Origin of the sequence: Solicola gregarius (genome assembly GCF_025790165.1) — a bacterium.
Taxonomy (GTDB): domain Bacteria; phylum Actinomycetota; class Actinomycetes; order Propionibacteriales; family Nocardioidaceae; genus Solicola; species Solicola gregarius.
The window spans coordinates 3,896,388-3,908,012 of sequence record NZ_CP094970.1 but is presented as its reverse complement, the minus strand read 5'-3'; the positions used below and the strand labels follow the sequence as shown (position 1 = coordinate 3,908,012).

The 11,625-nt window shown below is 69.5% G+C and carries 11 protein-coding genes; 5 read left to right on the top strand and 6 right to left on the bottom strand.

Features of this window, described 5'->3' with window-relative positions:
• Together L0C25_RS19140 and sigK are read right to left on the bottom strand one after the other, a co-directional pair.
• Nucleotides 1-747 carry an anti-sigma factor gene (locus L0C25_RS19140; RefSeq protein WP_271633373.1) on the bottom strand — a complete coding sequence of 249 codons (747 nt, stop codon included), beginning with the start codon at nucleotides 745-747 and terminating at the stop codon, nucleotides 1-3.
• Nucleotides 747-1,331, bottom strand: a complete 585-nt coding sequence (gene sigK, locus L0C25_RS19135) for an ECF RNA polymerase sigma factor SigK (RefSeq protein ID WP_271633372.1) — start codon at nucleotides 1,329-1,331, stop codon at nucleotides 747-749. The genes L0C25_RS19140 and sigK overlap by 1 nt, the downstream gene beginning before the upstream one ends.
• 165 nt (nucleotides 1,332-1,496) lie before the next feature.
• Here sigK and L0C25_RS19130 point away from each other — a divergent pair, with 165 nt between their 5' ends.
• From L0C25_RS19130 to L0C25_RS19110, 5 genes are read left to right on the top strand one after another with little or no spacing between them, the layout of a single operon-like run.
• Nucleotides 1,497-2,810, top strand: coding sequence for an NAD(P)/FAD-dependent oxidoreductase (locus tag L0C25_RS19130; RefSeq protein WP_271633371.1), 1,314 nt, complete (start codon nucleotides 1,497-1,499; stop codon nucleotides 2,808-2,810).
• Complete coding sequence (locus L0C25_RS19125; protein ID WP_271633369.1) at nucleotides 2,807-3,544, top strand: DUF1365 domain-containing protein; 738 nt, start codon at nucleotides 2,807-2,809, stop codon at nucleotides 3,542-3,544. The genes L0C25_RS19130 and L0C25_RS19125 overlap by 4 nt, the downstream gene beginning before the upstream one ends.
• Entirely contained in the window at nucleotides 3,541-4,797 is a 1,257-nt protein-coding gene (locus L0C25_RS19120; protein WP_271633367.1) for an SAM-dependent methyltransferase, read from the top strand. Before L0C25_RS19125 ends, L0C25_RS19120 begins: the two co-directional genes overlap by 4 nt.
• Nucleotides 4,794-6,077, top strand: a complete 1,284-nt coding sequence (locus L0C25_RS19115; protein WP_271633365.1) for an SAM-dependent methyltransferase — start codon at nucleotides 4,794-4,796, stop codon at nucleotides 6,075-6,077. The genes L0C25_RS19120 and L0C25_RS19115 overlap by 4 nt, the downstream gene beginning before the upstream one ends.
• Nucleotides 6,070-6,861, top strand: coding sequence for a DUF1295 domain-containing protein (locus L0C25_RS19110; RefSeq protein ID WP_271633364.1), 792 nt, complete (start codon nucleotides 6,070-6,072; stop codon nucleotides 6,859-6,861). Before L0C25_RS19115 ends, L0C25_RS19110 begins: the two co-directional genes overlap by 8 nt.
• A gap of 68 nt (nucleotides 6,862-6,929) precedes the next feature.
• Here L0C25_RS19110 and L0C25_RS19105 read toward each other — a convergent pair whose 3' ends face one another.
• The 4 genes from L0C25_RS19105 to L0C25_RS19090 all read right to left on the bottom strand — a co-directional run bounded on the left by L0C25_RS19105 (nucleotide 6,930) and on the right by L0C25_RS19090 (nucleotide 11,538).
• Nucleotides 6,930-7,643: a fasciclin domain-containing protein gene (locus L0C25_RS19105; RefSeq protein WP_271633362.1), complete on the bottom strand. Its 714-nt coding sequence runs from the start codon at nucleotides 7,641-7,643 to the stop codon at nucleotides 6,930-6,932.
• 109 nt (nucleotides 7,644-7,752) lie between these two features.
• A complete protein-coding gene (locus L0C25_RS19100; protein WP_271633361.1) occupies nucleotides 7,753-9,867 on the bottom strand; it encodes an MMPL family transporter in 2,115 nt (704 codons plus the stop codon).
• 4 nt (nucleotides 9,868-9,871) lie between these two features.
• On the bottom strand, nucleotides 9,872-10,639 hold the full coding sequence (locus L0C25_RS19095) for a CPBP family intramembrane glutamic endopeptidase (protein ID WP_271633360.1): 768 nt from the start codon (nucleotides 10,637-10,639) through the stop codon (nucleotides 9,872-9,874).
• Nucleotides 10,636-11,538, bottom strand: coding sequence for an NAD(P)H-binding protein (locus L0C25_RS19090; RefSeq protein ID WP_271633359.1), 903 nt, complete (start codon nucleotides 11,536-11,538; stop codon nucleotides 10,636-10,638). The genes L0C25_RS19095 and L0C25_RS19090 overlap by 4 nt, the downstream gene beginning before the upstream one ends.
• Nucleotides 11,539-11,625 lie beyond the last annotated feature (87 nt).

The following is an 11,625-nucleotide window of genomic DNA, read 5'->3' as shown; positions in this document are numbered from 1 at the left end:
CTACGACTCCAGATCCATGACCACCAGGGGGTTTGTCGTCGGCTGCTCCGAGCCTCCGTCCGGCTCCACGGTGATACCGAGCTGGGCGGCATCGTCGAGGCCGGCAGCGACCAGCGGGCGTACGCCGTCATCGTCCTCGTCGATGACTCCGGCCGAGCGCATCCGATCGCCGTCGATGAACCAGGCTTGGTAGTCCTTGCCGTCGGGCGGGGCCTCCATGCCGGTAGAGAACAGAACCGTCGTGTTCTGCGTACGAGAGGACAGCGCGATGACCCGGGCGCCGTCGACCTTGCCGGACGCCTGCTGCATATCCGGTGCGCCCGCGACGCGACCGATCTCCGCGCGTAGGTCCGAGCTGTCGTCGAGCTCGCGGGACTGGTCGACCAGGACCGAGGTCATGACACCCACCACGACGAGGAGCGCGGCCGCGACGCCGGTCGCGATCCGCGGCCACCAACGCCGCGCTCCGTCGTGCCGGACGGCCGGTGCCGGCTCGCCTTCGGAGATGACGGGCGGAAGCGGCCGTACTTCGGCGATCTCACTGAGCACACGCCGTCGCAGCTCGACGGGCGTCGTGATGGACTCGGCGGCGCCGAGGCGGGCAGCAACCTCGCGTACCTCGTCGACCTCGTCGCGACACGAGGAGCACAGCCACAGGTGCTCCTCGAACTGCGCGGCCTCGTCGTCCGGAAGCGCGTGGAGCGCGTACGGAACGGCGAGCGTATGCGCATCGATGTCGTGGGACATCACGCCACCCCCATGCAGTCGCGCAGCCGGGCCAGACCGTCGCGCATTCGGGTCTTGATGGTTCCGAGCGGCGAGTCGAGCAGGCGCGACACCTCTCGGTAGGTGTAGCCGTCGTAGTACGCGAGGGCCACCGACTCGCGTTGCAGGTCGGTGAGCCCGTCGAGGCAGCGCCGGACCTGCTCGCGCTCGAGTCCGGTCTCCACGGTCTCGCTCACCTCGTCGAACGGGCGCGACCCGGCCGCGGTCGCGGCGTTGACATCGCGGTTGACCATCGCCTGCTCGTGACGTACGCGGTCGACCGCGCGCCGGTGCGCAATGGTCATGATCCAGCTCTTGCCGGATCCGCGCTCCGGTTCGTAACGCGCGGCCCGCCTCCACACCTCGACCAAGACCTCCTGGGCTACCTCCTCGGCGATCGCACGATTGCGAAGGACTCGCACGGCGATCCCGAGGACGGCTCCCCCGAGCTCATCGTAGATCCGCTCGAACGCGGCCACGTCTCCGCGGGACGCACGGTTGAGCAACGTACCGATCGCATCGCCGGGCTCGCCGGATGCGTCGGGCACAACCCGAAGCTTCGGCATGGGCTCTCCTCGCTCGTCGGACGAATTCTCGCGCTACTACCCGTTCGACGCATCCGCGGGCCCGGATTGGTCGCCGGATCGGCGTCGGTCGCGACGCTCGCGCTGCTGGTCACGCGTACGGACCAATCCGCCGACATCGTGGGCTCCGAACACCGGACAGGAGTGGTGATCAGGGTACGAGAGGTCGAGATGGCAATGAGCAGGGAGCAGCGACCGCGCGTCGCGGTGGTCGGGTCCGGCGTCGCGGGACTGACGACGGCGTACCTCCTGCAGCACCGGTACGCCGTGACCCTGTACGAGGCGGACGAACGACTCGGCGGACACGCGCACACCCACGACGTCGCACTCGGACGACAGGTCGTGGCTGTGGACAGCGGGTTCATCGTGCACAACCGGCGTACGTACCCGCTGCTCACCAGGCTGTTCGACGAGCTCGGTGTCCGGACCCAGCCAACCGAGATGTCGATGAGCGTCCGTTGCGACGGTTGCGGGCTCGAGTACGCCGGCGCGCGAGGGCTATCGGGCGTGTTCGCACAACCCCGCAATGCCGTACGACCACGGTTCGTGCGGCTGCTGACAGAGATCCGCCGGTTCCACAGCGCAGCGCGCGCACTTCTCGCCGAGAGCTCCTCCGACAGCGCCGGCCCGACGCTCGGCGCGTTCTTGCAAGCGCACGGGTTCTCGACATATGTCACGAACCACTTCGTCATCCCCCTGGTCGCGACGGTCTGGTCGTCGGGCACCGACGACGCGCACGCGTACCCGGCGCGCTACCTGTTCGCCTTCCTCGACAACCACGGGATGCTCTCCGTGTCGGGCTCTCCGCGCTGGCGCACCGTCGTCGGCGGTTCGCGCACGTACGTCGACCGCATCGCCAAGACCGTGGCTGCGGTACGCACCGCCACGCCCGTCCGGACGGTACGGCGCGACACGCGCGGAGTGGAGATACGCACCGAGGCCGATGAGGTCGATGCGTACGACCACGCCGTGATCGCGACACACGCCGGCCAAGCGCTCGGGCTCCTCGCCGAGCCTTCGGAAGCAGAACGCCGGATCCTCGGGGCATTCCGGACCACCCGCAACGACGGTGTCCTCCACACCGACACGACGGCGCTCCCCCGGGCACGCGGCGCCGCCGCGTCCTGGAACTACGTCGCCGACGGCTGCGACGCCGCCGGGACCGGCGGTGCTCGCGTCACGTACGACATGACCCGCCTCCAGCACCTCCCCGACGACGACGGCACGCGGCTGCTCGTCTCGCTCGGGCTCGGCGACCGGGTCGACGAGAGCCGCGTACTCAAGGGGTTCCGTTACGAACATCCCGTGTACACACCCGAATCGGTCTCCGCGCAACGCCGCGTACCGGAGCTGATGACGCCGGGCCTGCAGTTCGCCGGGGCCTGGCAGGGGTGGGGGTTTCACGAGGACGGTTGTGCCTCCGGCGTACGCGCCGCCGCACGTCTGGGGGTGCGTTGGTGAGCTCGCCTATCCCGCCGACACCGGTCGTCTACGACGCGTCGACCGTGCACGTACGCCGCGAGCAACTGCCGCGGCAGTTCCGCTACGGCCTGTGCCTCTGGCTCGTTGACGTAGATGAGCTGCCGATCGCGCGAGGGTTCGGCGTGTTCGCCCGCTTCCGCTCCCGAGACCACGTGGGCGACCGGTCGCAAAGTATCCGGGCCAACATCGACGAGGTCCTGGCGCATAACGGCGTCGAGCCGGGCGAAGGACCGGTGCTCATGCTGGCTGCACCCGCATTCCTCGGTTACGTCTTCAACCCGCTGTCGTTGTTCTGGTGCTACGACGGACGCGGTGGCCTTCGCGCGGTCGTCGCCGAGGTGCACAACACTTACGGCGGCCGGCACACGTACGTGTTGGGCCCCGACGACAACGGACACGCGGCGACCGACAAGCAGTTCCTCGTCTCGCCGTTCCTCGGAGCCGACGGCAGGTACGAGCTCCGAGTCCCACAGCCCGATGAGCACTTGAACATCCGCGTACGCCTGCGACGCAGCGGCAAGACTGCGTTCGTCGCGACTCTCACGGGCACGAGGCACAGCCCACGGGCTCGCACGCTGACCCGACTCGCACTCCGCTACCCGTTCCCGACGCTGCGCGTCGCCGCCTTGATCCGCTGGCAGGGCCTGCGGTTGTGGTTGCGCCGCGTACGAATGCCCGACCAGAACCCCGCACACCAAGAGGAGACCTCATGAGCCCCGTTCTCCCGTCCGTCACCGGCCCGGTGGTGCACGGCGACGTCGACTCCGTTCGCGAGCGCTGGCCCGACGTCGCCGCAACGCCGCATGCCCCGATGCGAGCGCTGGCGGCCCGGCTACTCCTACGCAGAGCCGCGGCACTTGCGGGTGTGCGGGTGCTCACGGACGACGACCACCGTCCGGCACCGGGCACGCCAGCGCTTCGGCTCGTCGAGCCGGAGGAGTTCTATGCACGGGTGGGCTCGGACGGACTGATCGGGTTCGGCGAGGGATGGATGAGCGGTGCCTGGACGACCGACGATCTGCACGCCCTGCTGCATGCGTTGGCGTTGCGTCTCCATGACGTCGTGCCCGCTGGCCTGCAACGCTTCCGCCGGCGCTTCGACCGGCCCGTCCCTGTCGCGGAGGACGCGGACCACGACGGTGCTCAGGTGAATGCCGCTCGCCACTACGACCTTTCGAACGAGCTCTTCCGGCAGTTCTTGGACTCGACGATGACGTACTCGTCGGCGCTCTTCGAGCCGGGCGACGACCTCGAGACCGCCCAGCGGCGCAAACTGGACGCGATTCTCGACGCGGCGGGAGTGGGCGCGAACACCCGGCTGCTCGAGATCGGATCGGGTTGGGGTTCGCTCGCGATCCGCGCCGCGCAACGTGGCGCGACCGTCACGACGGTCACGCTCTCGTCGGAGCAGGTCGCGTACGTACGAGCCGCGGCGCGGCGGGCGGGCGTCGACGACCGGATCGACGTCGACCTGTGCGACTTCCGCGACGTACGCGGCCGGTACGACGCGATCGTCAGCATCGAGATGATCGAGGCGGTCGGTGAGCGCTACTGGCCCGACTACTTCCGCTGCCTCGCCGATCGGCTCGCGCCCGGCGGCAAGGTCGGCCTTCAGGCGATCACGATGGATCACCACCACATGCTCGCCACCCGGCACTCGTGGGGCTGGATCCACAAGTACATCTTTCCCGGCGGGCTGATCCCCTCGGTTCGCGCGATCGAGGACCATGCGCGCGACAACGGTCTGGAGCCGACGCGTCGCCGGGCGCTCGGCGCGCACTATGCCGAGACCTTGCGCCTGTGGCGCGCACGGTTCACGTCGGCACGACCGGAGGTGCTCGCCCTCGGGTTCGACGACGTGTTCTGTCGCATGTGGGAGTTCTATCTGGCGTACTGCGAGGCGGGGTTCAGCTCCGGTCAGTTGGACGTCGAACAGATCGTGCTCGAGAAGGGAACATCGACATGACGACCGACACCTCGCTGGCTCCTACGGTTCACCGCGCGGTCTCCGCCGTGCTCGGGGCCGACCTTCCGGTCGGGATCCGAGCGTGGGACGGCAGCGCGTACGGGTCCGGTCCCGCCACTTTGGTCCTCGACTCACCGGAGGCCGTTCGGCACATCGTCTGGCACCCGGGAGAGCTGGGCCTCGCCCGCGCGTACGTCAGCGGTTCGCTCGACGTCGAAGGTGATCTCGCCGATGCGCTGCGACTCACCCGGGTCGCCCTCGAGGGGAGGCCGGCACTGCCCGGTGCGCTGGTACGCGCCTCGAGCGAGGTCACGTCGATGCTGCGGAAACTCGCGGCACACGGAGCCTTCGAACGACCACCCGCCGCCCCACCCGAGGAAGCGCGACTGGGCGGGCGTCTGCACTCCCTGCGCCGGGACCGCGAGGCGATCCACCACCACTACGACCTCGGCAACGACTTCTACGAGACGCTGCTCGACGACACGATGGCCTACTCGTGTGGCTTGTGGGCGCACGGCCACGAAGACCCGCCGACGATCGCCGACAGTGCGAAGGCGTCGTCGGCGAAGCTGGACCGCGTTTGCCGCAAGCTCGGTCTGCAGCCCGGAATGCGGCTCCTCGACGTCGGATGCGGGTGGGGCTCGCTGCTGGTGCACGCCGCGACCTGCTACGGCGTACGGGCAAGCGGCATCACCCTGTCACGCGAGCAGGCGTCGTACGCACGGGAACGCATCGACCGACTCGGCCTGAGCGACCGCGTCACGGTCGAGGTGCGCGACTACCGCGATCTCGCGATCCGTGGCGTCGACGCCGTGGCGTCCATCGAGATGGGTGAGCACGTCGGGCGACGGCAGTATCCGAGGTACCTCGCGGCGATGCGACGTACGTTGCGACCCGGGGGCCGGGTGCTGCTTCAGCAGATGTCCCGTACCCAGCGGTCCGGCGGCGGCGCGTTCATCGAGTCGTACATCGCCCCCGACATGCACATGCGGCCTCTCGACGAGACCTGCGCGATGATGCGCCGGGCCGGCCTCGAGATCCGCGACGTCATGAGCATGCGTGAGCACTACGTACTGACAGCGCGGGCATGGGCGCGAAACCTCGAGGACAACTGGTCGAGCGTCGTGGAGCTCGCCGGCGAACGCACGGCGCGGATCTGGCGGCTGTACCTCGCGGGTGGGTCGCTCGCGTTCGCCGACAACCGGATGGGCGTCGACCAGATCCTGGCCGTACGCCCCCGGCCGGACGGTCGGAGCGACATCGCCGCGACAGATGCGTGACGCCGGGGTCGTTGCGGCAACGTTGATCGGATCCGCGGCCGTCATCGCGGCCGCGATGGTGTTCGTTCTCTGGCGGATGCATCGTACGCGGAGGGTCACGGTGATCGACACTGTCTGGGGCGCGGGCTTTGCGGCAGTCGCGGTCACCGGCCTTGCCATCACCTGGAACGGCGACGACAACGCGCTGCGGGCCCTCCTCGCCGTACTGCCCGGGGTCTGGGGGCTTCGGCTCGCGGTGCACCTGGGCTTACGGAACCGCGGCTCGGACGAGGACCGTCGCTACGCCGATCTCTTCGAACGCCATGGCGGCGCAACCGTACGTACGGCTGCCGTCTGGGTCTGCCTGCCGCAGGGAGTCGGCATGTGGGTCGTTGCGCTGCCGATCATGCTCGCGCAGGCGAGCACCGCGCAGGCGGGATGGTGGCTCGTACCGGGCATGGCGCTGTGGCTCCTCGGCATGTACTTCGAGACGGTCGGCGACGCGCAGCTCGCCCGCTTCCGCGCCGACCCGGCGAACCGCGGCCGGGTGCTCGACACAGGGCTGTGGCGCTATACGCGCCACCCGAACTACTTCGGCGACGCGTGCGTCTGGTGGGGCATCTACCTGTGTGCATGTTCGGCGCCGATCGCCGCACTGGCGTTCCTGTCGCCGGTCGCGATGACCTGGCTGCTCGCCCGCGGGACCGGCAAGCCCCTGATGGAGCGTCACCTCGACGACCGACCCGAGTACGCGGCGTACGTGCGCCGCACGAGTGGGTTCGTACCGCTCCCGCCGCGGGACTGAGACAGACGACGGGAACGGGCGGCCCCCGGAGTGGCCGCCCGTTCCCGTCGTCACCTTCGGAGCGAAGGTCACATCATCGACGGCGGCATCATCACCGCATCGATCAGGTAGACCGTGGCGTTCGCGGTCTGCACGCCGCCACAGATCACGTTGGCCTGGCCATCGCCGACACTGATGTCGTCGCCGGAGCCATCGACCTTGATCTTCTCGCCTTCAGCGGTCTTGTGCGTGCCCGCGACCTCGTCGGGCGCGAGCTGGCCGGGCACGACGTGGTACGTCAGGATCGACGTCAGCGTCTTCGCGCCGGCCGGGCTGGACAGCGTCTTCATGGTCTTCGCGTCGATCTGCTTGAATGCGTCGTCGACTGGTGCGAAAACGGTGAACTCGTCACCGTTGAGGGTGTCGACCAGGTCGACCTTCGGGTTCACCTTGCCCGATACCGCGGCCGTGAGGGTTTTGAGCAATGGGTTGTTGCTCGCCGCTACCGCGACGGGATCCTGCGACATGCCTTCGACCGAGCCCGCACCCGACGGCACCTGCTTGGCGTACGCCGCACAGCCGGGACCGACGAGGTCGGACGCCGGGTCCATCTGGGTGTCTGAGCCGCTGTCGGTAGCGCTGTCCGAGCTCGAGTCGCTGCTGCCCGAGTCGGAGTCCGAGGAGGAAGAGGACGAGTCCGACGACGCGTCGGCGCCGTCGTCGTCTCCGCCGCATGCAGTGGTGAGTAGCGCCAGCGAGGCGGCAGTAGCCAACGCCAACGACGCGCTGCGGATGTTCTTCATGATCCATCCTTCCGTTGTGGTGCGACGCGGTCTGTCGCCGCGCGCCTTGTACGGATGGATTCGGCGCCGTGGGGCCTGCGGATTGGTCGCGGACGTACGCGACCTGTGCTCAGCGTCGCCGCGTGACCTCGGCGTCGACCTGCCTCGACGCCTGCTCGGGCGGCACCGCGCGGAGGACGCGAGCCAACCATCGCGGCATCGTCCAGTTCGCCCGGCCGAGGACGGCCACCAGGGCGGGAGCGAGCAGGGCGCGTACGACCAGCGCGTCGATCAGGATGCCGAGCCCGAGCGCGGTCGCCAGGATCTTGACCTCGACGCTCGGCACGGTCGACAGCGCGACGAACGCGAGGAACAGGATGAGCGCGGCAGAGGTCACCAGGCGACCGGTTCGCGCGATGCCGTCGACGACCGCACGAGGCGTGTCGCCGTGCTGGTCGTACGCCTCGCGCATGCGCGAGAGGATGAACACCTCGTAGTCCATGGAGAGCCCGAACAGGAACGCGAACACCGCAACCGGCACCCAGATCGGGATCGCGCCGCTCGCGTCGGCGCCGAACACCGCCTCGGTTCCGATGCCCTGCTGCCAGATCAGCACCGTGAGCCCGTACGCGCTGCCGGTCGACAACACGTTCAGCACCAGCGCCTTGACGGGCAGCCAGACCGACCGCAGTGCGCGCGCGAGCAGTGCGAAGGTGACGAGCACGATCAATGCGAGTACGAGCGGCGCGTTGCCGTACACGGCCGTCACGAAGTCGGCGTCCTCGGCGGGCGTGCCGCCGACTCGCGCGCCGACCGTGTCCGCGTAGTCGCGCACCCGATCGAGCGAGGCCACACCGGATTCGGTCGCCGGGTCGTCCTCGGAGTAGACCTGCAGGAGCACCTCGCCGTCCTGCGTCCAGGCGGGATCACGCACACTCGTCGCCGCGGCAACGCCGTCGAGCCCAGCCATCCCGTTGACAACGGAGGGCGCCTGGTCCTCGGGCACGAGGACCTCATGTGGTCGCATCACACCGGGCGCGATCCCGGCGTCGAGGATCTCCTCGGTCGCCCGGCCTGCGGAGGTCTCGCTGCCGTACGCGTCGAGTCGCGGGGACCCGAGATGGAGTGCGAGCACGGGCGCCGTCATGGCCAGGAGACCCAGCGAGGTCACCACGATGACCGGCCAGCGTCGGCGTACGACCCATCGAGCGACGCCGGCCCAGCGCCGGCTGACCGGGTCGTTGGCCTTGCGGTGCGGCCAGGCCAGCCGCGGTCCGAACCGGCTGAGCACGACCGGGACCAGGGTCACCGCGGTCGCGACGCTGAGCAACGGAATGAGCAGCCCACCCAGTCCGATCGAACGCAGGAACGGCAGTGGGGTGACGACAAGCGCGGCGAGGGACACAGCGACGGTGATGCCGCTGAAGACCACGGACCGGCCCGCGGTCGTCAGCGCGGTGCGTACCGCCGTGTCGTTGTCCAGGCCGTGCGCGCGCTCCTCGCGCCAGCGCATCACGATGAGCAGCGAGTAGTCGATCGCGACACCGAGCCCGATCAACGCCACGAGGTACTGCACGATGAACGAGACGTCGGTCAATGTCGTCAGCCCGAGGAGCGCGAGGTAGGTCGCCAGGATCGAGACCGCGGCGACCAGGAGCGGCAGTCCCGCGAGCAGGGACGCGAACACGAGCGCGAGGACGACCAGCGCTCCGGCACCGCCGACGATCACCTCGAACAGCACGCCCCGGTCGCTCCCGGTGTCCTCGGCGAGCAGGACCGTGCCCGTCAGCTCCATCGACCGGCCGTCTACCGGGTGCTCCCCGACCGCTCGTTCAAGCGCCGGCAGCGCACGCGCGTACGGCTCCGGACCGTCGACGACGGGCGGGTACAGCAACGCGACCGCGCGGTCGTCGGCGACCAGGGCTTCGGCATCGCTGTTCTCCGACGTGACAACGCGGGTGCCCGGTACGGAGTCCGCAACGCGCTCGGCGGCTTCGGCGAAGTCGCCTCGTCCGGCCTCCCCGACCGGCGCGGACAGAACGAGCGGATCGACGAGTCCTCCCCCGCCGAACATGCGCTGGATGTCGCTGTTCGTCTCGTACGCGGGCTGGCCCGGCAGACCGAAGTCGTAGCTGAGCGCGTCGACCGTGCGTGACGCAGTCGCGGCACCGGCGACCGCGATCATCACCCACACGATCAGGACGACGGCCCGGTGCGACATGACGAGGTCTGCGAGGCGGGACATCGGATCACCTTCCGGAGCGTTCGGCGGACGTCGGAGTTGCGGGCGGATCGTCACGAAACAGCGGCGGCATGAAACGGACCATCAGAATGGACCAGGTCAGATGGGTGAGTGCCGGAGCCTGCACGCCACCGGACGCCCGCCGCTGCAGGGCGAAGAGCGCGCCCATGAACCCGGCAGCCGCGATCAGAGCCGGGTTACGGGTCGGAACGGTCGCCAGGGTGTAGAGAGCGGTGGATGCGGCGACGGGATGGTGTTCGGCCACCGACGGGTAGACGGCACCGCGGAAGAACACCTCCTCGGCAACCGCGTTGGCGCACACCATCGTCAGCAGTCGCGCGTCACCGGTCGAGTCGGCGTGGCGGAGCACATGGGCGATCGCGCGTCGCAGCACGGGTATCCGCTGTGCGGCGAGCGCGAACCCGTAGAAGGCGCCGAACGCGGCGCCACCGGTAGCGACCGGCACCAGCACGGGTCGGCGCAGGCGATCGTCTCGATGCTCGATCCAGCCGCGGCGCAAGGGACCTGACAGCACCCCGCCGACCGTCCATGCTCCCGCGGTCGCCCAGCTGAGTCGATAGAACCGTGGCGATCCCGGTCGCGCCGACAGCGCCGTACCGAGCAGCCCGGCACCGACGGCCGTCGTACCCGCGACCACCCGTCGGCGTCGCGCGCGGCCTCGCGCGTCGTCGGCGATGACCGTCGACGCGACGTGCGACAGCGACCGGGGCAGCCGGTCGCCGATCCGCCGCAACGCTCGCCGTGCCGGCTTCACTCGTAGTCCCCTGGCTCGCCGCGGGCCGTAGGGAGCGCGTCGAGTGCCGCTGCCCGGAAGTCCTTGGGCTCGAACGGGACGACAGCACGGATCGAGTCGTCCTCGACGACCACCTCGTTGACCATCGAGTCGACGAGATTTCGCCCGGTGCGTACGTCGACGTCGGTGACCAGCGCCAGCCACAGCGACGAGAGGCGCGGTGACAGCAGCGGAACGGGTACGACGACCGGCTGCCGCCGGCGCTCGAGCTCGGCGATGCGACGCAGCATCGTCAGGTAGTCGAGGACCTCCGGGCCGCCGATCTCGTACGTCCTCGACTCGTCGGTGCGCTCGTCCAGTACGCCGACGAGATAGCGGACCACATCGGCGAGCCCGATCGGTTGAGCCCGCGTGTTGACCCATCGCGGCGTCACCATCGCGGGTAGCCGCGCAACCAGTTGCCGCATCAGCTCCCACGAGGACCCGCCAGCACCGACGATGACGCCCGCGCGCAGCGTGGTCACCGGTACGCCACCTGCTCCGAGCAGCCCCTCCACCTCCCGGCGGCTGCGCAGATGCGCCGACAGTCCCTCGGACTCGGCACCGAGGCCGCCCAGATACACGATCCGGCCGACCCCGGCATCGGCCGCCGCAAGACCGAAATCCCGAGCCGCCGTCGCATCCAGACGCTCGAAGTCGGGCGAGTCCAACGAGTGCACGAGGTAGTACGCCGCCTTGCACCCCTCGAGCGCGGCAGGCAGGGAACTGGCGCGATGCACGTCGCCGTACGTCGCGACACCGGCTCCGACGTACTCCTGCGGTGTCCGGGTCAGCGCGACGACCTCGTGGCCACTCTCCTCGAGCACCGGCGACAGACGTCTCCCCACGAAGCCCGAGGCGCCCGCCACCAGGATGCGCATGATCTACCCACTCCTCGACATCGGCGTGGTGGACCATACCCGACGATCCTGACAGCGAGACCGGACTGCTGCAGCGCCCGCGACTCG

Bases quoted from the DNA above. Each gene is read 5' to 3' on its own strand.
- L0C25_RS19140 (WP_271633373.1), bottom strand. From the start codon at position 747: ATGTCCCACGACATCGATGCGCATACGCTCGCCGTTCCGTACGCGCTC.
- sigK (WP_271633372.1), bottom strand. From the start codon at position 1,331: ATGCCGAAGCTTCGGGTTGTGCCCGACGCATCCGGCGAGCCCGGCGAT.
- L0C25_RS19120 (WP_271633367.1), top strand. From the start codon at position 3,541: ATGAGCCCCGTTCTCCCGTCCGTCACCGGCCCGGTGGTGCACGGCGAC.
- L0C25_RS19115 (WP_271633365.1), top strand. From the start codon at position 4,794: ATGACGACCGACACCTCGCTGGCTCCTACGGTTCACCGCGCGGTCTCC.
- L0C25_RS19110 (WP_271633364.1), top strand. From the start codon at position 6,070: ATGCGTGACGCCGGGGTCGTTGCGGCAACGTTGATCGGATCCGCGGCC.
- L0C25_RS19105 (WP_271633362.1), bottom strand. From the start codon at position 7,643: ATGAAGAACATCCGCAGCGCGTCGTTGGCGTTGGCTACTGCCGCCTCG.
- L0C25_RS19100 (WP_271633361.1), bottom strand. From the start codon at position 9,867: ATGTCCCGCCTCGCAGACCTCGTCATGTCGCACCGGGCCGTCGTCCTG.
- L0C25_RS19090 (WP_271633359.1), bottom strand. From the start codon at position 11,538: ATGCGCATCCTGGTGGCGGGCGCCTCGGGCTTCGTGGGGAGACGTCTG.